General features: G+C 71.6%; 21 protein-coding genes. 20 read left to right on the top strand and 1 reads right to left on the bottom strand.

Going from position 1 to position 20,065, the window contains the following annotated elements; genetic code table 11:
- Positions 1-21: 21 nt before the first annotated feature.
- From prmC to ACFW1A_RS11280, 17 genes are all read left to right on the top strand, one after another.
- On the top strand, positions 22-888 hold the full coding sequence (prmC, locus tag ACFW1A_RS11200) for a peptide chain release factor N(5)-glutamine methyltransferase (RefSeq protein ID WP_380407465.1): 867 nt from the start codon (positions 22-24) through the stop codon (positions 886-888).
- A 54-nt stretch (positions 889-942) separates the two neighbouring features.
- Positions 943-1,590, top strand: coding sequence for an L-threonylcarbamoyladenylate synthase (locus ACFW1A_RS11205; protein WP_380407467.1), 648 nt, complete (start codon positions 943-945; stop codon positions 1,588-1,590).
- Complete coding sequence (locus ACFW1A_RS11210) at positions 1,590-2,303, top strand: protein-tyrosine-phosphatase (protein ID WP_380407469.1); 714 nt, start codon at positions 1,590-1,592, stop codon at positions 2,301-2,303. The genes ACFW1A_RS11205 and ACFW1A_RS11210 overlap by 1 nt, the downstream gene beginning before the upstream one ends.
- A 36-nt stretch (positions 2,304-2,339) precedes the next feature.
- Positions 2,340-3,605 (top strand): serine hydroxymethyltransferase, encoded by a 1,266-nt coding sequence (gene glyA, locus ACFW1A_RS11215; RefSeq protein ID WP_380407471.1) that lies wholly within the window; start codon positions 2,340-2,342, stop codon positions 3,603-3,605.
- Positions 3,606-3,769: 164 nt separating this feature from the next.
- The gene (locus ACFW1A_RS11220) at positions 3,770-5,098 is read left to right on the top strand and encodes an MraY family glycosyltransferase (protein ID WP_380407473.1); all 1,329 of its coding nucleotides are present in this window, start codon (positions 3,770-3,772) and stop codon (positions 5,096-5,098) included.
- A 278-nt stretch (positions 5,099-5,376) separates the two neighbouring features.
- On the top strand, positions 5,377-5,811 hold the full coding sequence (locus ACFW1A_RS11225; RefSeq protein WP_380407475.1) for a hypothetical protein: 435 nt from the start codon (positions 5,377-5,379) through the stop codon (positions 5,809-5,811).
- Positions 5,812-6,099: 288 nt separating this feature from the next.
- Positions 6,100-6,915 (top strand): F0F1 ATP synthase subunit A, encoded by an 816-nt coding sequence (gene atpB / locus ACFW1A_RS11230; protein WP_380407477.1) that lies wholly within the window; start codon positions 6,100-6,102, stop codon positions 6,913-6,915.
- A gap of 84 nt (positions 6,916-6,999) precedes the next feature.
- The gene (atpE, locus tag ACFW1A_RS11235; protein WP_380407479.1) at positions 7,000-7,230 is read left to right on the top strand and encodes an ATP synthase F0 subunit C; all 231 of its coding nucleotides are present in this window, start codon (positions 7,000-7,002) and stop codon (positions 7,228-7,230) included.
- A 29-nt stretch (positions 7,231-7,259) separates the two neighbouring features.
- On the top strand, positions 7,260-7,817 hold the full coding sequence (locus ACFW1A_RS11240) for a F0F1 ATP synthase subunit B (RefSeq protein WP_380407481.1): 558 nt from the start codon (positions 7,260-7,262) through the stop codon (positions 7,815-7,817).
- Entirely contained in the window at positions 7,814-8,629 is an 816-nt protein-coding gene (locus tag ACFW1A_RS11245) for a F0F1 ATP synthase subunit delta (protein WP_380407483.1), read from the top strand. The genes ACFW1A_RS11240 and ACFW1A_RS11245 overlap by 4 nt, the downstream gene beginning before the upstream one ends.
- A gap of 164 nt (positions 8,630-8,793) precedes the next feature.
- Positions 8,794-10,368: a F0F1 ATP synthase subunit alpha gene (gene atpA / locus ACFW1A_RS11250; RefSeq protein ID WP_380407485.1), complete on the top strand. Its 1,575-nt coding sequence runs from the start codon at positions 8,794-8,796 to the stop codon at positions 10,366-10,368.
- 32 nt (positions 10,369-10,400) lie between these two features.
- Positions 10,401-11,315, top strand: a complete 915-nt coding sequence (locus ACFW1A_RS11255) for a F0F1 ATP synthase subunit gamma (protein WP_380407487.1) — start codon at positions 10,401-10,403, stop codon at positions 11,313-11,315.
- A gap of 2 nt (positions 11,316-11,317) precedes the next feature.
- Positions 11,318-12,763, top strand: coding sequence for a F0F1 ATP synthase subunit beta (gene atpD / locus ACFW1A_RS11260; protein WP_380407489.1), 1,446 nt, complete (start codon positions 11,318-11,320; stop codon positions 12,761-12,763).
- A 172-nt stretch (positions 12,764-12,935) separates the two neighbouring features.
- On the top strand, positions 12,936-13,316 hold the full coding sequence (locus ACFW1A_RS11265) for a F0F1 ATP synthase subunit epsilon (protein WP_380407491.1): 381 nt from the start codon (positions 12,936-12,938) through the stop codon (positions 13,314-13,316).
- Positions 13,317-13,417: 101 nt separating this feature from the next.
- Positions 13,418-13,918 carry a DUF2550 domain-containing protein gene (locus tag ACFW1A_RS11270; protein WP_380407493.1) on the top strand — a complete coding sequence of 167 codons (501 nt, stop codon included), beginning with the start codon at positions 13,418-13,420 and terminating at the stop codon, positions 13,916-13,918.
- 220 nt (positions 13,919-14,138) lie between these two features.
- Positions 14,139-14,762, top strand: coding sequence for a Uma2 family endonuclease (locus ACFW1A_RS11275; RefSeq protein ID WP_380407495.1), 624 nt, complete (start codon positions 14,139-14,141; stop codon positions 14,760-14,762).
- A gap of 9 nt (positions 14,763-14,771) precedes the next feature.
- Positions 14,772-15,344 carry a cob(I)yrinic acid a,c-diamide adenosyltransferase gene (locus ACFW1A_RS11280; protein ID WP_380407497.1) on the top strand — a complete coding sequence of 191 codons (573 nt, stop codon included), beginning with the start codon at positions 14,772-14,774 and terminating at the stop codon, positions 15,342-15,344.
- 17 nt (positions 15,345-15,361) lie between these two features.
- Here ACFW1A_RS11280 and ACFW1A_RS11285 read toward each other — a convergent pair whose 3' ends face one another.
- Complete coding sequence (locus ACFW1A_RS11285) at positions 15,362-15,874, bottom strand: DUF6328 family protein (RefSeq protein ID WP_380407499.1); 513 nt, start codon at positions 15,872-15,874, stop codon at positions 15,362-15,364.
- Positions 15,875-16,064: 190 nt separating this feature from the next.
- On the opposite strand from ACFW1A_RS11285, the gene ACFW1A_RS11290 reads away from it, so the two are divergent.
- The 3 genes from ACFW1A_RS11290 (at position 16,065) to ACFW1A_RS11300 (ending at position 20,036) form a co-directional block, all read left to right on the top strand.
- On the top strand, positions 16,065-16,937 hold the full coding sequence (locus ACFW1A_RS11290; protein ID WP_380407501.1) for a 3-hydroxyacyl-CoA dehydrogenase family protein: 873 nt from the start codon (positions 16,065-16,067) through the stop codon (positions 16,935-16,937).
- Positions 16,938-17,114: 177 nt separating this feature from the next.
- Entirely contained in the window at positions 17,115-17,558 is a 444-nt protein-coding gene (locus ACFW1A_RS11295; RefSeq protein WP_380407503.1) for an STAS domain-containing protein, read from the top strand.
- A gap of 243 nt (positions 17,559-17,801) precedes the next feature.
- Positions 17,802-20,036, top strand: a complete 2,235-nt coding sequence (locus ACFW1A_RS11300; protein WP_380407505.1) for an ATP-binding protein — start codon at positions 17,802-17,804, stop codon at positions 20,034-20,036.
- Positions 20,037-20,065 lie beyond the last annotated feature (29 nt).

Genomic DNA, 20,065 nt, shown 5'->3' on the forward strand with positions numbered 1-20,065 from the left:
ACCGCAGAGGGGTACGGACGGATGAACCTGCTGCTCGCCGAGGTGGCCCAGGCCACCCAGCGGTTGGCCGCGGCCGGGGTGCCGTCGCCGCGCTTCGACGCGGAGGAGCTGGCGGCGCACGTCCACCGGGTCAAGCGCAGCCAGCTGCACACCGTGAAGGACGCCGACTTCGACGCCCGCTACTGGGAGGCGATCTCGCGCCGGGAGGCCCGGGAGCCGCTGCAGCACATCACCGGCCGCGCCTTCTTCCGCTACCTGGAGCTGGAGGTCGGCCCCGGCGTCTTCGTGCCCCGACCCGAGACCGAGACGGTCGTCGAGTGGGCCATAGAGGCGGTCCGCGAGATGGACGTGGCCGAGCCGCTGGTGGTCGACCTGTGCTCCGGCTCCGGCGCGATCGCGCTGGCGCTGGCCCAGGAGCTGCCCCGCTCCACCGTGCACGCCTTCGAGCTGGACGAGGGGGCGCTGCGGTACACCCGGCGCAACATCGAGGCCAGCGGCGACCGGGACCGGGTCACCCTGCACGCCGGGGACGCCACCGCGGCCTTCGCCGACGACCGCGCCTGGGACGGCCGGTTCGACCTGGTGATCAGCAACCCGCCGTACATCCCGCTGACCGAGTGGGAGTACGTGGCGCCCGAGGCCCGCGACCACGACCCGCAGATGTCGCTCTTCTCCGGCGAGGACGGGCTGGACACCATCCGCGGCATCGAGCGGGTGGCCGCCCGGCTGCTGCGCCCGGGCGGCGCGGTCGTGATCGAGCACGCGGACACCCAGGGCGGCCAGGTGCCGTGGATCTTCAACGAGGAGGGCGGCTGGATCGACACGGCCGACCACCGGGACCTGAACGGCCGGCCGCGCTTCACCACGGCGCGGAAGAGTTCGCTGTGACCGACCTGACGAGTGCGCTGTGACCGACCTGACTTCGAAGAGGGGACTGCACCGATGAGCCGCCGTTACGACTGCGCCGATGCCGCCGACCGCGCCACCGGTCTGCGCGAGGCCGCCTCGGCGATCCGCCGCGGCGAGCTGGTCGTGGTGCCCACCGACACCGTCTACGGGATCGCCGCGGACGCCTTCAGCGCGGAGGCGGTGGCCGGCCTGTTCGCCGCCAAGGGCCGCGGCCGGCACATGCCCTCCCCGGTGCTGGTGGGCTCGCCCACCACGCTGCACGGCCTGGTCACCGACTTCTCGGAGAAGGCCTGGGAGCTGGTCGACGCCTTCTGGCCCGGCGGCCTGACCCTGGTGGCCCGTCACCAGCCCTCGCTGCGCTGGGACCTGGGCGAGACCCGGGGCACCGTCGCGGTCCGGATGCCGCTGCACCCGGTCGCGATCGAGCTGCTCAACGCCACCGGTCCGCTGGCCGTCTCCAGCGCCAACAAGTCCGGCCAGCCGGCCCCGGGCGACTGCGAGGACGCCGAGTACCAGCTGGGCGACTCGGTCGCGGTCTACCTGGACGGCGGCAAGGCCGAGCACGGCGTGGCCTCCTCGATCGTGGACGTCACCGGCAAGACCCCGGTGCTGCTGCGGGCCGGCGCGGTCTCCCTGGAGCAGCTGAGGGAGGTCGTCCCCGACCTGGAGGCCGGCAGTTGATGACCTCGCTCCATCCCGCCCTGGACGCCGACCGGGCGCCGGGCGGGCTGGCCGTGCGCCGACTGCTCACCCCGCGCCCGGCCGACGGCTTCCGCATCCTGTTCGTCTGCACCGGGAACGTCTGCCGCTCGCCGATCGCCGAGCGGCTGACCCGGCACGAGCTGGACGCCCGGCTGGACGCCCGTGCGGCCGGCCGGATCCTGGTGGAGAGCGCCGGCACCTGGGGCCACGAGGGCGCCCCGATGGAGGCGCACGCGGCCACCGTGCTGGGCGAGTACGGCGTGGACAGCCGCAACTTCGCCGGCCGGGAGCTGCTGGACGAGCACGTGGTGCTGGCCGACCTGGTGCTGACGGCCACCCTGGACCACCGGGCGCAGGTGATCTCGATGGGCCACGCGGCGGGCCTGCGCACCTTCACGCTCAAGGAGTTCACCCGGCTGGTGCGGCTGATAGACCCGGCCACCCTGCCCGCCGTCGGCCAGGGCGCCGAGGTGGCCGAGCGCGGCCGGGCCCTGGTCCGGGCGGCGGCCGCGCTGCGCGGCTGGCGGCCGGCCACCCCCGAGGCGGACGAGGTCGACGACCCGTACGGCGCCCCGATCGGCATGTTCCGCAACTGCGGCGAGGAGATATTCGACGCGCTGGACCCGGTGGTGACCGCCCTGACGGGCGTACCCGGGCCGCGCCCCCAGGACACGGGCCTGCGGCGGTCCTAGGCTGGGTTCCACCGCCCCTCGGCCCCGGAGGCCGCCATGACCGTCACCGACGCCGCGCAGACCGCCTGGGAGCCCGCCGAGGCCCTCCGGCAGGCCGACCCCGAACTGGCCGACCTGCTCTCGGCGGAGGCCGAGCGGCGGGCGAGCGCCCTGCAGCTGCTCGCGGGGGAGAACCTGGCCACGGCGGCGGTGCGGGCGGCGCTCGCCGGTCCGCTGGTCGACAAGTACGCCGAGGGCTACCCGGGCCACCGCCACCACACCGGCTGCGCGGTGGCCGACGCGACCGAGCTGCTGGCCGTCGCCCGGGCCCGCGCGCTGTTCGCCGCCGAGCACGCCAACGTGCAACCCCGGTCCGGGACTTCGGCGATGCTGGCGGCCTACGCGGCGCTCCTCAAGCCGGGTGACACGGTGCTGGCGATGTCGCTGGAGCACGGCGGCCACCTGTCCTGCGGGTCGCGGGCCAACTTCTCCGGGCGCTGGTTCCAGTTCGTCGGCTACGGGGTGCGCGAGGACGACGGCCTGGTCGACCTGGACCAGGTGCGCGAGTTGGCCCGCACGCACCGGCCGAAGGCGATCGTGGCCGGCTCGATCTCCTACCCGCGGCACCTGGACTGGGCCGCCTTCCGGGAGATCGCCGACGAGGTGGACGCCTACCTGGTCGCCGCCGCCGCGCAGACCACCGGGCTGGTCGCGGTCGGCGCCGCGCCCTCGCCGGTGCCGTACGCGGACGTGGTGGTGGCCGCCACCCACAAGCTGCTGCGCGGGCCGCGCGGCGGGCTGCTGCTCAGCACCGGGGAGTTGGCCGAGCGGGTGGACCGGGCGGTGTTCCCGTTCAGCCAGGGCGGCGCGGCGATGAACGAGGTGGCGGCCAAGGCGGTGGCGTTCGCACAGGCCGGCACGCCGGAGTTCGGCGCGTACATCCGGCGCGCGGTGGACGGTGCGCGCGTGCTGGCGGCCGAGCTCGCCGCAGCCGGCGCGCGGCCGCTGACCGGTGGCACCGACACCCACCTGGTCACCGCGGACGTCGGCGGGCTGGGGATCACCGGCGCCCGGGCCGAGCAGCTGTGCGCGGCGGCCGGGCTGATGCTGGGCAAGTGCGCGCTGCCGTACGACCCGGCGCCGGCCCAGCAGACCTCCGGGATCCGGCTGGGCACCGGCGCGGCGGCCGCCCAGGGGCTGTCCGTCGAGCAGCTCGGCGAGGTCGGCCGGTTGATCGGCGCGGTCCTGGGCGGGGCGGAGCCGACCGCGGTCGCCGACCGGGTGCGCGCAATGCTGCCGCGTTCCGGCAGCTCAGCGGGGTAGACCCGGCTCCGGGCGGCACCGGCCGCCCGCCAGGGCGAACCGCGATGCACGTCCAGCGCGTCCGACTCAATAAGGTGTGTGCGTGGCGACGCACCTCGAAACCCTCAGCCGTGCCGGAGTAACCTCCGCACGCACCCGTCGGTACGCGCGGAAGGAGGCGCTCGGTGCGTGAGTACCTGCTCGTGCTCTTCTGCACGGCCGCCGTCACCTACCTGTTGACCGGACCGGTGCGGAAGTTCGCCATCATGGCCGGTGCGATGCCGGCCGTGCGCGCCCGTGACGTGCACCGCGAGCCGACGCCGCGGCTGGGCGGCATCGCGATGTTCGGCGGGCTCTGCGCCGGCCTGCTGGTCGCCTCCCACCTGCACAACCTGGGCAACCTGTTCCGCGACGGGAACTCCTCGGACATCCGGGCGCTGCTCTCCGGCGTCGGCATCATGTGGGTGCTCGGCGTGCTGGACGACAAGTGGGGCGTGGACGCGCTGGTGAAGCTGGGCGGTCAGATGATCGCCGCCGGCGTGATGGTCTACCAGGGCATCACGGTGATCTCGCTGCCGGTGCCGGGCATCGGGCCGGTGGCCCTCAGCCCGACCCTGGGCATGGTGATCACGGTCGCGCTGGTGGTCGTGATGGTCAACGCGGTGAACTTCATCGACGGTCTGGACGGCCTGGCCGGCGGCATGGTCTGCATCGCCGCGATGGCGTTCTTCCTGTACTCGTACCGCCTCTGGTACGTCTACCAGATCAGCGAGGCGCAGCCGGCGGTGCTGTTCAGCGCGCTGCTGATCGGCATGTGCCTGGGCTTCCTGCCGCACAACCTGCACCCGGCGCGGATCTTCATGGGCGACTCCGGCTCGATGATGCTGGGGCTGATGCTGGCGGTGGCCGCGGTCTCGGTGACCGGGCGCGTGGACCCGGACCTGATCACCGCGCAGGCCGGCTCGCGCACCGCCACCACCCACATCCTGGTGCCGATCTACATGCCGCTGCTGCTGCCGCTGGCGGTGATCGCGCTGCCGCTGGCCGACCTGGTGCTGGCCGTGGTGCGGCGCAGCTGGGCGGGCCGCTCGCCGTTCGCCGCGGACAAGAAGCACCTGCACCACCGGCTGCTGGAGATCGGCCACTCGCACAGCCGGGCCGTGCTGATCATGTACTTCTGGGCGGCGCTGATCGCCTTCGGCACGGTGGCCTTCTCGGTCACCAACACCGGCCGCACCGTGGTGCTGGCCTGTGCCGGGTTCTGCCTGATCGGCCTGGTGGTGCTGCTGCTGCCGTGGTTCCGGCCGAAGGCGCCGGCCGCGGTGCAGGCCTTCGTGCCGCCGCGCTACCGCAAGGCGGTGTCCGCCAGGGCGGCGCAGGCCGGGGCGCCGGCGGTGGAGTCGGTGGAGGCGGTGCCGGCCGAGCCGATGGCCGAGCTGTCGGCGCGCGACCAGGAGCTGCTCGGGCGGCTCGGCACCGGTGCGCACGCGGTCGGCGATCATCCGAAGAACTGATCTGACGGAGTCTCAACTTCCTTGCTCCGTCTGCTTCACCCGTACGGCGGCACTATTGGGCCAACGGTGTGACAGGTACCACACGTTCATGGTAAAGCTCTCATCAAATAGTTTGTGATACCGTTCACGAGTACCGAGAACACGCCGAAAGACCCAGTGGTGCAGGACCTTGGTCCCGGTTTCGGTCGGTCCGGTGTCTCCCGCACCGGTGCGCCACCAGCGTTCTCGCTGTTCAGCTGAGCTCCCCCCGTCCTCGACATGCCGCCGGAGTTGCCGACATGCCGTCCCACGACGCCCGGATGATCCGCGGCGCCGCACTTCCCACTGCGGTCGCCGGCCTCCTCGCCATTGCGATCTCCGCAGCGGTGGCCGGGGGCAAGGGAGCGATCGGCGCCGCCTTCGCGGCCCTGCTGGTGATGGCGTTCTTCGCCTCCGGTCAGTACGCGCTCGACCGACTGACCAGGAACAACCCGCAGTTGATGATGGGCGCGGCCCTGCTGGTCTACACCACTCAGATCCTCCTGGTGGGCATCGTGCTCGCGGCGTTCAAGGACACCACGCTCTTCGACACCAAGGCCTTCGCCTTCACCCTGCTGGGCTGCGTCTTCGTCTGGAGCGGCGGCCAGGTCCGCACGCACCTGAAGGCCAAGCAGTTCTACGTGCAGAACGACGAGAAGCCCGATGAACGCACCGGGCCGGGGCGTCAACCGTGACGGACCCCGGCTGTCCCCCTGGCGAGGGGGGCGGTGTTTATGCGGTCCTGACAGGCTGCTATCGTCCGTCGCAACAACGGAGTACGGGAAGCGGCCAGGTCCCTCCGCCCAGCGGACGGATCGCCCCCCGGACCCGCGCAGTCTTCTTGACAGATCCCGCACCAGTACCGCCTACGGGTGCGCCGGGTCCCCGAGAAACCCAACTAGTTCCAGTGCCGCTCCGTGGCCTCGCGCCGCGCCGACACACCGAGGTTGCCGTAACCATGCGTCACGACGAAGGAGTCAGTGGTGAGTGCTGACCAGCTCACTCAGGAGCTTGCCTCCGGGGGCTGCCACTTGTTCTCCGGCTGCGGCTTCCCGGCGCCGGGCCTGAACGAGTTCCAGTTCGACCCGATCTTCACGATCGGTGGCTTCGGTTTCAACAAGCCGATGCTCCTGTCGTTCATCTGCGCCCTGCTGGTGATCGTCTTCTTCTGGGTCGCCTTCGCCAAGCCGAAGGTGCTGCCGGGCAAGATGCAGCTGGTCGGCGAGATCGGGTACGACTTCGTCAAGCGGGCGATCGTGTTCGAGAACATCGGGAAAAAGGGCGAGAAGTACGTCCCGATGATGGTCTCGCTGTTCTTCTTCGTGTGGATCATGAACGTCATGTCCGTGATCCCGCTGGCGCAGTTCCCGGTCACCGCGGTGATCGGCTGGCCGGCCGGCCTGGCGATCGTCTGCTGGGTCACCTACATGACGCTGACCTTCAAGAAGCACGGCTTCGTCGGCGGCTTCAAGAACCTGTGCTGGCCGTCGGGCGTCCCCGGCTGGGTCATGTTCATCCTGGTCCCGATCGAGTTCTTCTCGAACATCTTCGTGCGGCCGTTCACCCTCGCCGTCCGTGCCTTCGCCAACATGTTCGCTGGTCACCTGCTGATCACCATGTTCTCGGTGGCGACCTGGTACCTGCTGACCCCGAGCATCGGTGCGCTCTACGGCGGTACCTCGTTCGTGGTGACCCTGGGCCTGACCGCCTTCGAGCTCCTGGTGCAGTTCCTGCAGGCCTACATCTTCGTGACGCTGGCCAGCAGCTACATCGCCGGCGCCCTCGAAGAAGCGCACTGACCCCGCTGAACCCCCTGTCCGACCCAACAAAGCTTCCGGTGGCCAATCCCCACCGGATCTCCACCCCGCAAAGGATGAGCTGAGATGTCTGTTCTCGCTGCTGGCGTCACCGGTTCCGTCGCCTCCATCGGCTACGGCCTCGCTGCGATCGGCCCCGGCATCGGTGTTGGTCTGATCTTCGGCAACGGCGTGCAGGCGATGGCCCGTCAGCCCGAGGCCACCAACCTGATCCGCTCCAACATGTTCATCGGCTTCGCGCTGACCGAGGCGCTCGCCCTCATCGGCATCGTGATGCCGTTCGTCTTCGGCAAGTAAGCCAGACAGACTCGACGGAAGGTCCAGATATGTCGCTCGTCGCGATTACCTTGGCCTCGGAGGACTTCAACCCTCTGATCCCCAAGGCGCCTGAGCTCATCATCGGCCTGATCTGCTTCTTCGTGGTCTTCGGTCTGCTCGGCAAGAAGCTCCTCCCCAGCATCGAGAAGGTGTTGGCGGAGCGCCGGGACCTGATCGAGGGCGGCATGGAGCGTGCCGACGCCGCACAGGCCGAGGCCCAGGCCCTCCTTGAGCAGTACCGCGCCGAGCTCGCCGAGGCGCGTCACGAGGCCGCTCGGATCACCGAGCACGCCCGCGAGCAGGGCGCTGCCCTGATCGCCGAGATGCGCGAGGAGGGCCAGCGCCAGCGCGAGGCCATCGTCGCCGCCGGCCACGCCCAGATCGAGGCCGACAAGAAGCAGGCCACCACCGCGCTGCGCCAGGACGTGGGCTCGCTCGCCACCCAGCTGGCGTCCCGCATTGTCGGCGAGTCCCTCGAGGACCACGCCCGGCAGAGCGGCGTTGTCGACCGCTTCCTGGACGACCTGGAGGCCAAGGCCGCCGCGAGCGCGGCGGTCGCCAAGTGATCGGCGCCAGCCGCGAGGCGCTGGCCGCCGGTCGCGACAACCTCGACAGCCTGACCGACAACACCTCGGTGGACGCGGGCAAGGTGGCCGAGGAGCTCGTCGCCGTCACGGCCCTGCTGGACCGCGAGGTCTCGCTGCGCCGGGTGCTCACCGACCCCTCGCGGTCCGGTGCGGACAAGGCGCAGCTGATCGGCTCGCTGCTGGCGGGCCAGGTCTCCGGCGAGACCGTCGACCTGGTCTCCGGCCTGGTCCGGTCCCGCTGGTCGAGCCCGCGCGACCTGGTCGACGCGACCGAGGAGCTGGCCGCCTACGCCGAGGTGATCGCCGCCGACAAGGCCGGCCGCCTCGACGACCTGGAGGACGAGCTCTTCCGGTTCGGCCGGATCGTGAGCGGCTCGCACGAGCTGCGCGCGGGCCTGACCGAGCCGAAGGCCGGCACCGCCGCCAAGGCGGAGCTGGTCGGCAAGCTGCTCGGTGGTCGCGCCCTGCCGGGCACGGTCCGCCTGGTCACCTCGCTCGTCACCAGCCCGCGTGGCCGTAGCCTGGAGCAGGGCCTCGCGTCCTACTCGCGGCTCGCCGCCGACCGCCGTGACCGCGTGGTGGCCCTGGTCACCACCGCGGCGCCGCTCAGCGACGGCCAGAAGCAGCGCCTCGCCGGCGCGCTGGCCACGCTGTACGGCCGGGCGGTGCTCCTGAACATCGACGTCGACCCCCAGGTCGTCGGCGGTGTCCGGGTGCAGATCGGTGACGAGATCATCGACGGCACCGTGTCGAGCCGCCTCGAAGGCGCTCGTCAGGCCCTCGAAGGCTGAGCCACCCGCACAGCACATCCGACCCTCGGTCGGGCGCCGGTCCCATCCCACGGGGCAGCCGGCACATACGAACGGCCGGTCCAACAGCACCGGCCGAGGATCGAATACTTGCGGCCCTCCTTGGGCGGGCCGAGGATCGCAACCTAGGAGAGCAGGGAAGCCTGATGGCGGAGCTTACGATCCGGCCGGAGGAGATCCGGGACGCGCTGGCCGACTTCGTCCAGTCGTACCAGCCGGACGCCGCCTCGCGTGAAGAGGTCGGCACGGTCACCGAGGCCATGGACGGTATCGCCAAGGTCGAGGGTCTGCCCTCGGTCATGGCCAACGAGCTGCTGAAGTTCGAGGACGGCACCCTCGGCCTGGCGCTGAACCTCGACACCCGCGAGATCGGTGTCGTCGTCCTCGGTGAGTTCTCGGGCATCGAGGAGGGCCAGACGGTGCACCGCACCGGCGAGGTCCTCTCCGTCCCGGTCGGCGACGGCTACCTCGGCCGCGTCGTGGACCCGCTGGGCAACCCGATCGACGGCCTGGGCGAGATCGCCGCCACCGGCCGCCGCGCCCTGGAGCTGCAGGCCCCCGGCGTCATGGTCCGCAAGTCGGTCCACGAGCCGATGCAGACCGGCATCAAGGCCATCGACGCGATGACCCCGATCGGCCGCGGCCAGCGCCAGCTGATCATCGGCGACCGCCAGACCGGCAAGACCGCGGTGGCGATCGACACGATCATCAACCAGAAGGACAACTGGCGCTCCGGCGACCCGAAGAAGCAGGTCCGCTGCATCTACGTCGCCGTCGGCCAGAAGGGCTCGACCATCGCGTCGGTCCGCAGCGCCCTGGAGGAGGCCGGCGCGCTGGAGTACACCACCATCGTGGCGGCTCCCGCGTCCGACCCGGCCGGTTTCAAGTACCTCGCCCCGTACACCGGTTCGGCCATCGGCCAGGAGTGGATGTACGACGGCAAGCACGTCCTGATCGTCTTCGACGACCTGTCGAAGCAGGCCGAGGCCTACCGCTCCGTCTCCCTGCTGCTGCGCCGCCCGCCGGGCCGCGAGGCCTACCCGGGTGACGTCTTCTACCTGCACTCGCGCCTGCTGGAGCGCTGCGCCAAGCTCTCCGACGAGCTGGGCGCCGGCTCGATGACCGGTCTGCCGATCATCGAGACCAAGGCCAACGACGTCTCGGCGTACATCCCGACCAACGTCATCTCGATCACCGACGGCCAGTGCTTCCTGGAGTCCGACCTGTTCAACGCCGGCATCCGCCCGGCCGTGAACGTCGGCATCTCGGTCTCCCGCGTCGGTGGCTCCGCCCAGATCAAGGCCATGAAGTCGGTGGCCGGTCGCCTGCGCCTGGACCTGGCCCAGTACCGCGAGCTGGAGGCGTTCGCCGCCTTCGGTTCCGACCTGGACTCGGCCTCCAAGGCCCAGCTGGAGCGCGGCGCCCGCATGGTCGAGCTGCTGAAGCAGGGTCAGTACCAGCCGTTCCCGGTCGAGGAGCAGGTCGTCTCGATCTGGGCCGGCACCACCGGTCAGCTGGACGACGTCCCGGTCGCGGACATCCGCCGCTTCGAGCGCGAGTTCCTCGACCACCTGCGGGTCGAGAAGAAGGACCTGCTGGCCGCCATCGTCGAGACCCAGAAGCTCGAGGACGGCACCATCGACGCGCTGACCGAGGCGATCAAGGGCTTCAAGCTCGGGTTCACCACGGCTGACGGCAAGCTGCTCTCCGAGCAGGCCTGAGTCCGGTAGCGAGGGAAAGGACGTAACGACCCATGGGAGCACAGCTTCGGGTCTACAAGCGCCGGATCCGCTCTGTCACCGCGACGAAGAAGATCACCAAGGCGATGGAGATGATCTCCGCGTCGCGCATCGTCAAGGCGCAGCGCGCGGTGGCCGCCTCCACCCCGTACGCCGATGAGCTGACCCGGGCGGTGACCGCGGTCGCCACCCGGTCCAACGCCAAGCACCCGCTGACCACGGAGAACCCGGCCGCCAAGCGCGCCGCGGTGCTCCTGGTCACCGCGGACCGCGGTCTGGCCGGCGGCTACTCCACCAACGCCATCAAGCAGGCGACCGCGCTCACCGCGCGCCTGAAGGCGGAGGGCAAGGAGGTCGTCACCTACATCTGCGGCCGCAAGGGCGTGCAGTTCTACGGGTTCCGCAGCCTCGCGGTGGCGGACTCGTGGACGGGCTTCTCGGACAAGCCGACCTACGCCGACGCGAAGACGGTGGCCGCCACGCTGATCGAGGCCTTCACGGCCGAGACCGGCGGGGTGGACGAGCTGCACCTGGTCTCGACGAAGTTCGAGTCCATGCTCACCCAGACCGCCGTCGACGCCCGCCTGCTGCCGCTGAAGCTGGACGAGGTCCAGCTCAGCGACGACCGGCCGGCCAAGGCGGAGATCTTCCCGCTCTACGACTTCGAGCCGTCGGCGGAGGGCGTGCTGGACGCGCTGCTGCCGCGGTACGTCGAGAGCCGGATCTACAACGCGCTGCTGCAGTCGGCCGCTTCCGAGCACGCCGCCCGCCGCCGCGCGATGAAGAGCGCGACCGACAACGCCGGCGAGCTCATCAAGTCGCTGACGCGGCTTGCCAACTCGGCCCGTCAGGCCGAGATCACCCAGGAAATCAGCGAGATCGTCGGTGGCGCCAACGCGCTGGCCGACGCTAGCGCGGGGAGCGAATGAGAATGACCACCACTGTTGAGCCGACCACGGCGACGGGCCGCGTCGCGCGGGTCATCGGCCCGGTCGTCGACGTGGAGTTCCCCGTCGACGCGATCCCGGACATGTTCAACGCCCTGCACGTCGAGGTGGACAACCCCGACGGCTCGGGCAAGAAGACCCTGACCCTGGAGGTCGCCCAGCACCTGGGCGACGGCCTGATCAAGGCGATCTCCATGCAGCCCACCGACGGCCTGGTCCGCGGTGCGCAGGTCAGCGACACCGGCGCGGCCATCTCGGTGCCCGTCGGCGACGTGACCAAGGGCAAGGTGTTCAACGCCCTGGGCGACGTGCTCAACGTCGACCAGGCGGAGTTCAACACCCAGGTGACCGAGCGCTGGCCGATCCACCGCAAGGCGCCGAACTTCTCGGAGCTCGAGCCGAAGACCGAGATGTTCGAGACCGGCATCAAGGTCATCGACCTGCTCACCCCGTACGTCCGCGGTGGCAAGATCGGCCTGTTCGGTGGCGCCGGCGTCGGCAAGACCGTGCTCATCCAGGAGATGATCTACCGCGTCGCCGCCAACTTCGGTGGTGTCTCGGTCTTCGCCGGTGTCGGGGAGCGTACCCGTGAGGGCAACGACCTGATCCAGGAGATGATCGACTCCAACGTCCTGGACAAGACCGCGCTGGTCTTCGGCCAGATGGACGAGCCGCCGGGCACCCGCCTGCGCGTGGCGCTGTCGGCGCTGACCATGGCGGAGTACTTCCGCGATGTCCAGCAGCAGGACGTGCTCCTGTTCATCGACAACATCTTCCGGTTCACCCAGGCCGGTTCCGAGGTGTCGACCCTGCTCGGCCGCATGCCCTCCGCGGTGGGCTACCAGCCGAACCTGGCCGACGAGATGGGCCTCCTGCAGGAGCGCATCACCTCGACCCGCGGTCACTCGATCACCTCGATGCAGGCGATCTACGTCCCCGCGGACGACCTGACCGACCCGGCCCCGGCCACCACCTTCGCCCACCTGGACGCGACCACCGTGCTGTCGCGCCCGATCTCGGAGAAGGGCATCTACCCGGCCGTCGACCCGCTGGACTCCACGTCCCGCATCCTGGACCCGCGCTACATCGCGCAGGACCACTACGACACGGCCGTCCGCGTCAAGGGGATCCTGCAGAAGTACAAGGACCTCCAGGACATCATCGCGATCCTCGGTATCGACGAGCTCTCCGAGGACGACAAGATCACCGTCCACCGGGCCCGTCGGATCGAGCGCTTCCTCTCGCAGAACACCTACGTGGCGAAGCAGTTCACCGGTGTCGAGGGCTCGACCGTGCCGCTGTCGGAGAGCATCGAGGCGTTCAACCGCATCGCCGACGGCAAGTACGACTCCGTTCCGGAGCAGGCCTTCTTCATGTGCGGTGGCATCGAGGACCTCGAGCGCAACGCCGCCGAGCTGGCCAAGAAGTAAGTAGCGTCGAGTTGGTGAGGGGTGGTCCCCGCTGCTGGGGACCACCCCTCACGGCTCGGTGGCTGTGATTCCGGTCATCTGTGCGCCGCTCGTTTCATCCGAGGGGCGTGAGCCCGTTATTCTTACCGAAACTCCCGAGTAATCGGGCGTTGCAAGAGCCTAGGAGCCCACGTTGGCTGAGCTGCACGTCGAGCTGGTCGCAGCCGACCGCAAGGTGTGGTCCGGTACGGCCACCCTTGTTGTCGCCCGCACGGCTTCCGGTGACACCGGCATCATGCCGAACCACACTCCGGTGCTGAGCGTGCTGGAGTCCGGTCCGGTGACCATCCGCACGACCGATGGCGGCACCGTCATCGCCGCCGTGCACGGTGGCTTCATCTCGTTCGCCGACAACAAGCTGTCGCTGCTCGCGGAGATCGCCGAGCTCGCGGACGAGATCGATGTGACCCGCGCGGAGCGCGCGCTGGAGCTCGCGAAGAGCGACAGCGACGCGCACGCCGAGCGCCGCGCCGAGGTTCGCCTCGTGGCGGCCGGCCGCCGCAAGGCTGCCTGACACTGAGCTTGACCGACGGTCCCGGGGACGCCTGAGCGTGACCCCGGGACTGTCGTATCGGTTGATAAACGGGGATGCGGGTAGCGAGGAGGTCGGTGAGCATGGTCCTCGCCCTTGTGGTGTGCGCGGCGGTCGTGGCTCTCGGGGTGGTCGGCCTGGTGGCGTTCGCGGTACGACGGCGGCTGATCCAGCGGGTCGGCGGCACGTTCGACTGCAGTTACCGGCTGAAAATGCCCGCGGACGCCTCGATCCTCCCGGATCTCGACGAGAACGGACAACCCACCTCCGCCCCGGTCCCCGCGACCGACGGCAAGGGGTGGGTTTTCGGTATCGGGCGCTACAGCGGTGACCACATCGAGTGGTTCCGGGTCTTCTCCTACGCCCCCCGCGCCCGCAAGGTGCTGCCCCGCCGCGAGATCGAGGTGCTGGGCCGGCGCTACCCCGAGGGCCAGGAGGAGTTGGCCCTGCTCTCCGGTTCCGTGGTGCTGCGCTGCCTGCTCGGCGGCGCCCCGCTGGAACTGGCGATGAGCGAGGACGCCCTGACCGGCTTCCTCGCCTGGCTCGAAGCCGCCCCGCCCGGCCAGAGGGTCAACGTCGCGTAGCGACGAGACCCTCGGGTGGGGGTTCCCCCGCCCGGAGGGTGGGGGGGGAGGTCAACGTCGCGTAGCGACGAGACCCTCGGGGTGGGGGAGGTCAACGTCGTGGAGAAGCGGTCGCTCGTTCGAGCGGCCGTTTCTGGTTCCCGGCGCGGGGGCGGCGGTTGTTGTGGAGGATGACGCCGTCCGCCCAGACTGTACGGAGGAGGTGTTCTCGATGGCCGCCATGGCAGCTGAACCCGATCTCGACCTCGAAGCGACGCCGGACCTCGACGAGGTCCTGTGGCGCGCCTGGTTGGCGCTGGAGCTCCCCGAGGGGTACCACGCCGAGATCATCGAGGGGTCCATCGAAGTGTCACCGACAGGACGGTCGAGCCACTCGCTCGCCGCGAACCGGCTCCGTCGCGCCCTGGACGCGTTCTTGGCCGGTACCGACCTGGCCGCTCACCAGGACACCAACGTCATCTTCGGCCGCAAGATCTGGATCCCGGACGTCCTGGTCGCTCCCGAGAACCTGCTCCAGGTGTCGGACCCCGATGAGCTCGGCGTGTTGGCCGACGGCGTACCGCTGGTGGCCGAGGTCGTGTCCCCCGGTCGCGAGGCCCGGCAGCGGGACCTGGTGCGCAAGCACCGGGCCTACGCCAGGGCGCAGATCCCGGTCTACGTGATCATCGACGAGCGGGACGGCGCGGGGCACGTCACCGTGCACACGCTGCCCGATCCGCAGCGCGGCGCGTACGAGGCCTCGGCCCGCGTGCCCTACGGCACCCCCGTCACCGTCTCCGAGGGGCCCGCCAAGGGGTTCGTGATCGACACCACAATCACCGGGGAGCCGGGCCCGGCTGAGTAGGCTGCCCGCATGGTCAACCTGACACGCATTTACACCCGCACCGGGGACGACGGCAGCACCGCGCTCGGCGACATGAGCCGGACCACCAAGACCGACCCGCGGCTGATCGCCTACGCGGACGCCAACGAGGCCAACGCGGTGCTCGGCGTGGCGATCGCCACCGGGGGCCTGGCGGACGGGCTGGTGGCCGTGCTGACGCGGATTCAGAACGACCTCTTCGACGTGGGCGCCGACCTGGCCACCCCGGTGGTGGAGGACCCCAAGTACCCGCCGCTGCGGGTCGAGCAGGGCTACATCGACCGGCTGGAAGCCGAGTGCGACCACTACCTGGCCCAGTTGGAGAAGCTGCGCAGCTTCATCCTGCCCGGCGGCACCGCGGGCGCGGCCCACCTGCACCTGGCCTGCACCGTGGTGCGGCGGGCCGAGCGGGCCACCTGGGCGGCGATCGAGGTGCACGGCGACACCGTCAACCCGCTCACCGCCAAGTACCTCAACCGGCTGTCCGACCTGCTCTTCATCCTGGCCCGGGTGGCCAACAAGGAGAACGGCGACGTGCTCTGGGTGCCGGGGGAGAACCGCTAGGGCCCGTCTGACAATCCCTAGCGCCGCGCCACCGGGTCCGCGGGCTCCGGCGGCGAGTCCGGGCGCAGCGTCCAGGGCAGCACGAACCACAGACCCGCGAACAGGGCCGTGGTGGTCGCGGTGATCGCGACCGCCGCGGTGGTGCTCAGCACCACGTCGGTGACCAGCAGCACGGCGCCGTTCAGCGCGACCGCGAGGATCACCAGGCCGATCACCGCCAGCCGGGACGAGACCTTGACGATCCGTCGCTTGTAGCCGCGGTGGAACAGCGCCCGGTGGATCGCCACCGGGGTGGCCAGCACCGCCGAGGCGAGCACGGTGAGCAGCAGCGTGACGATGTAGGTGCCGCGCTGGAAGTCGTCCAGCTCCGGGAAGCGGCTGGTGAAGGCCAGTCCGAGCAGGAACGCGAAGACGATCTGCACCCCGGTCTGGATCACCCGCAGCTCCTGCAGCAGCTCGACCAGGTTGCGGTCGGCGCGCTGGGCCGGGGACTCGTACCTGGGCGCTTCGGGAGCGGCGTCGTCGGTCATGGGGGCCATTGTGCCGAGCGGCCCGGCGGCCGACGCAGATCACACCCGGGAGTCGTTTCATCACCCGGCCGCGGGCACTACAGTCCGAGCCGAGAGCGGCGTGGCTCCCGACGGCGATCCGCCCCCACCCTTCGGGCGGAGGTACCCCCTGTCCTGGAGCGCGCCCGGACGGACTTCGGGAGAGCGAGCCATGAGCAGTGTTTCCACTCAGCGCCAGCAGATCGCGGTGATCGGCGCCGGACTGATGGGCGCGGGCATCGCGCAGGTCTCCGCGCAGGCCGGCCACCCGGTGGTGCTGCGGGACGTGACGGAGCAGGCGCTCAAGCGCGGGCTGGACGGGATCGAGGCCTCGTACGCCAAGTTCGTCAGCAAGGGCAGGCTGACCGAGGAGGAGGCCGCGGCCGCGCTGGCCCGGATCACCACCACCACCGACCTGGGCGGGGTGGCCGAGGCGGACATCGTGATCGAGGCCGTCTTCGAGCAGCTGGAGGTCAAGGAGGCGGTCTTCCGCGAGCTGGACAAGATCGCCAAGGACGGGGCGGTGCTGGGCAGCAACACCTCGGCCATCCCGATCACCCGGATCGCGGCCGTCACCGAGCGCCCGGAGTCGGTGGTCGGCGTGCACTTCTTCTCCCCGGTGCCGCTGATGCGCCTGGTCGAGCTGGTCCGCGGCTACAAGACCAGCGACGCGACGCTGGCCACCGCCCGCGCCTACGCCGAGGGCGTCGGCAAGGAGGTCGTGGTGGTCAACCGCGACGTGGCCGGCTTCGTCACCACCCGGCTGATCACCGCCCTGGTGGTCGAGGCGGCCAAGCTGTACGAGTCCGGTGTGGCCAGCGCCGAGGACATCGACACCGCCTGCCGGCTGGGCTTCGGCCACCCGATGGGCCCGCTGCAGACCGCGGACCTGACCGGGGTGGACATCCTGCTGCACGCCGCCCGCAACATCTACGCCGAGACCCAGGACGAGAAGTTCGCCGCCCCGGAGGTGATGGCCCGCATGGTCACCGCGGGCGACCTGGGCCGCAAGAGCGGCCGCGGCTTCTACGGCTACCAGGGCTGAGGCCCGTCCCGTCCGGCCCGCCGCTGGTGAGCTTGCTCACGAGTGGCGGCCCGGACGGGTGATTTGCACCGCAATCGAGCGTGAGTGCCAGGGAGTCCTGCGTATATTCCCTCGGACGAGTGAAGTTGCTTCAGATCCGGCCGGGGGCAGCAACCTGGACCACTGGTCCGGCGTCAGATGGTGGAGACACCGCACCCCCGAAGAACCCCTGCAGAGGAGGACAGCGTGCGCATCGTGGAGTACCCGGGTGTCGGCGGCCAGGCTGTCCTCGCGCTGGAGGGCCGGCTGGACGTGCGCGGCGCGGCCGACGCGCGGGCCCGGCTGCACCAGGCGGTGGACGCGGGCAGCGGGGACCTGGTGCTCGACCTGCGCGGCCTGGAGTCCTGGGACGCCACCGGGCTCGGCGTGATCATGGGCACCCACCGGCGGGCCGGCCGGCTGAACCGGCGGCTGGTGCTGCGCGCGGTGCCGGCCCAGTTGCAGCGGCTGCTGGTGGCCACCCGGCTGCACCGGATCCTGGCGGTCGAGGGCGTGGTGGCCGACCCGTACGGCGCCACCCTGCCGGGGCTGGCCGGAGTGCCGGGTGCCGCCCCGCTGCCCTCGGTGATCGCCCCTCGGTGACCGTTCGCTCACCCAGCGTGCCGAAATTCCGCAGCTGGGGGTCCGACGCTGCGCAGCAGCGGTCGGATGTGCGAGAGTCTGCGCCTGACGGGACTGCATCACTCGACCGAGCCGGCTGTGGCGGGCGCCGCCGGGCGAGCTGACGGTCCGTCGCCAACGGGCGCATCGGACGCGCCCGTATGGCTCGGTCCCTCTCAAGGCAGCCGACGGCGGGTCGTCGGCGGAGCACAGGCGGAGCGCATCGTGTCACAGCCATCCGGTGATTTCGGGCAGGAGAACCTGCGCGTGCGGGCGGGCGACCTGGTCGCCGGGCGGTACCTGGTGACCGTCGGCGGCGCCGACGGCTCGGACCTGGCCCCGTGCCCGGCCGACCGCAAGCCGGCGCCCCGGCTCGCGGTGGCCCGCACCCGGTCGTCCGCGGCCGGCCCGGGCACCGGCCCGGTGGGCCCGGTGGCGCTCGGCGCCGCGCCGGGCGACCTGCCGCTGCTGGACCGCGAGGAGGACGTGGCCACGCTGCTGGGCAAGCTGGCCGAGGGCCGCTCGGTCCGGCTGGTCGGCGAGGCCGGCTCGGGCCGCAGCGCGCTGCTGGCCGCGGTGGCCGAGGGCGCCGGCGACCTGGCCCCGCACGGGGTGCTGCGGCTGTCCGGCCACCGGCGCACCGCCGCGGACCTGCTGCAGGACCTGTACGCCGCCGCCTACCAGAGCACCGAGCACCGCCCCGACGCGACCGAACTGCCCACCCTGCTCGGCGCGGTGGGCGCGGTGGTGGTGATCGACGAGGTGGTGCCGGACGGCGCCGAGCTGGAGCAGCTGCTGGCCACCGCCCCCGAGTGCGCCTTCCTGATAGCCGTCGCGCCCGGCTCCGGCGGCGCGCTGCCGGTCGGCTCCCGGCTGGAGGACCACCCGGTGACCGGGCTCTCCCGGACCGCCTGCCTGGCGCTGACCGCGCGACTGGCCGGCCGGCCGCTGGACGAGACCGAGCGGGCCTGGGCGGTCGACCTCTGGTTCGAGTCCCAGGGCCTGCCGCTGCGCTTCGTGCAGGCGGCCGCGCTGCTGCGCCGCCGGGACGCCGAGGTGGACGCGCTGCTGGCGGCCGAGGAGGACCGGCACGACCTGTTCGGCGGTGCCGTCGAGCCGGACGCCGACGCCGACCCGGCGGTGCGCGAGGCCGAGCTGCGCGCCACCGTGCCGCTGCCCTCGGTGGCCGAGGCGGCGGCGCCCGCGCTGCTGCTGCTGGACGGGCTGAGCGAATCGGCCCACGAGGTGCTGCGGCTGGCCGTGGCGCTCGGCGGCGAGTGCCCGACCGCCCCGCACCTGCCCGCGCTGATCGACGTGGACCACGGCGAGAGCGCGCTGCGCGAGCTGGTGGAGGCCGGGCTGGCCGAGTCGACCGGTGGTCACCACCGGCTCACCCCGGGCGTGCTGGAGGCGCTGGCGCCGGTCTGGGGGATCGACCGGATGCGCACCGAGGGTGCGGCCCAGCACTTCTCCTGGTGGCTCGGGCACGGCTCGGTGAGCGCCGCGCAGATCGCGGCCGAGGCCGAGGTGGTGCTGGGTGCGCTGCACGCGGACCGGGCGGCCGGCCGGCCGGAGGCGGTGCTGGGGCTGGCCCGGTCGGCGGCGCCCGCGCTGGCGCTGGCGCTGCGCTGGGGGGCCTGGCGCGAGGCGCTGGACCTGGGCGGCGCGATGGCCCGGGAGCTGGGCAGCCAGCGGGACGAGGCGTGGTTCCTGCACGAGTCCGGGGTGTACTGGTTCTGCCTGGGCGAGCACGGGCGGGCCAGGGCGGCGCTGGAGGCCGCTGGGGCGCTGCGCGCGATGGCGGGGGACTCCCGGGCCGGACTGGCCTCCCGGCGACTGCTGACGCTGCTTCAGCAGGTCGAGCTGGAGCCGGTGGCGGCCGAGGCGCCGACCCAGGTGACCCGCCGCCCGGTGATCCGGGCGCTGGCCGAGCGCAGTCGGCAGTCGGCCTCGGTGCTGCGCGGCTGGTCCCGGCGGAACCTGGTGCTGGCCGCCTCCGGGCTGGTGGTGCTCGCGGTGGTGGGCACGGCGATCGGGGTGCTGGGCTCCGGCTCCTCGGGCAGCCCGGGTCCGGGTGCCACGGGCGGCGACAACGGGGTGTCGGGCTCGCAGCTGACCGGTGACGGGGCGTCGACCTCCGCCCAGGCCTCCGGGGCGGCGACGACCGCCTCCGGGTCGCCCTCGGCCTCCGGGTCGGCGAGCGGGTCCGCCTCGGCGTCGGTGTCGGCGACGGCCTCGGCCTCGGCGAGCGCCTCGCGCGGCCACAGCGGTTCGCCGAGCGCGACGCCGGACCGGCCGGGCAGCACCCCCACGCAGCCCACGGCGCCGACCACCCAGCCGCCGACGCCCAGCAAGTCGCCCACCCCGTCGCCCAGCCCCAGCACGAGCTCGGCCAGCCCCTCGGCCTCGCCCACCACCCCGTCGCCGAGCGCCTCCACCTCGTCCGCGTCGGCCTCCTGAACGCCGAAGGGGCGCGGGGGACGTCGGAC

It is taken from the genome of Kitasatospora sp. NPDC058965, assembly GCF_042741245.1.
Taxonomy (GTDB): Bacteria; Actinomycetota; Actinomycetes; order Streptomycetales; family Streptomycetaceae; genus Kitasatospora.

Coding starts and splice junctions, on each gene's coding strand:
- atpA (WP_380407485.1), top strand. CDS start 8,794: ATGGCGGAGCTTACGATCCGGCCGGAGGAGATCCGGGACGCGCTGGCC.
- ACFW1A_RS11285 (WP_380407499.1), bottom strand. CDS start 15,874: ATGACCGACGACGCCGCTCCCGAAGCGCCCAGGTACGAGTCCCCGGCC.
- ACFW1A_RS11240 (WP_380407481.1), top strand. CDS start 7,260: ATGTCGCTCGTCGCGATTACCTTGGCCTCGGAGGACTTCAACCCTCTG.
- atpD (WP_380407489.1), top strand. CDS start 11,318: ATGACCACCACTGTTGAGCCGACCACGGCGACGGGCCGCGTCGCGCGG.
- ACFW1A_RS11210 (WP_380407469.1), top strand. CDS start 1,590: ATGACCTCGCTCCATCCCGCCCTGGACGCCGACCGGGCGCCGGGCGGG.
- ACFW1A_RS11295 (WP_380407503.1), top strand. CDS start 17,115: ATGGTGGAGACACCGCACCCCCGAAGAACCCCTGCAGAGGAGGACAGC.
- ACFW1A_RS11270 (WP_380407493.1), top strand. CDS start 13,418: ATGGTCCTCGCCCTTGTGGTGTGCGCGGCGGTCGTGGCTCTCGGGGTG.
- ACFW1A_RS11255 (WP_380407487.1), top strand. CDS start 10,401: ATGGGAGCACAGCTTCGGGTCTACAAGCGCCGGATCCGCTCTGTCACC.
- atpE (WP_380407479.1), top strand. CDS start 7,000: ATGTCTGTTCTCGCTGCTGGCGTCACCGGTTCCGTCGCCTCCATCGGC.
- ACFW1A_RS11275 (WP_380407495.1), top strand. CDS start 14,139: ATGGCAGCTGAACCCGATCTCGACCTCGAAGCGACGCCGGACCTCGAC.
- prmC (WP_380407465.1), top strand. CDS start 22: ATGAACCTGCTGCTCGCCGAGGTGGCCCAGGCCACCCAGCGGTTGGCC.
- ACFW1A_RS11205 (WP_380407467.1), top strand. CDS start 943: ATGAGCCGCCGTTACGACTGCGCCGATGCCGCCGACCGCGCCACCGGT.
- ACFW1A_RS11280 (WP_380407497.1), top strand. CDS start 14,772: ATGGTCAACCTGACACGCATTTACACCCGCACCGGGGACGACGGCAGC.
- ACFW1A_RS11290 (WP_380407501.1), top strand. CDS start 16,065: ATGAGCAGTGTTTCCACTCAGCGCCAGCAGATCGCGGTGATCGGCGCC.
- glyA (WP_380407471.1), top strand. CDS start 2,340: ATGACCGTCACCGACGCCGCGCAGACCGCCTGGGAGCCCGCCGAGGCC.
- ACFW1A_RS11225 (WP_380407475.1), top strand. CDS start 5,377: ATGCCGTCCCACGACGCCCGGATGATCCGCGGCGCCGCACTTCCCACT.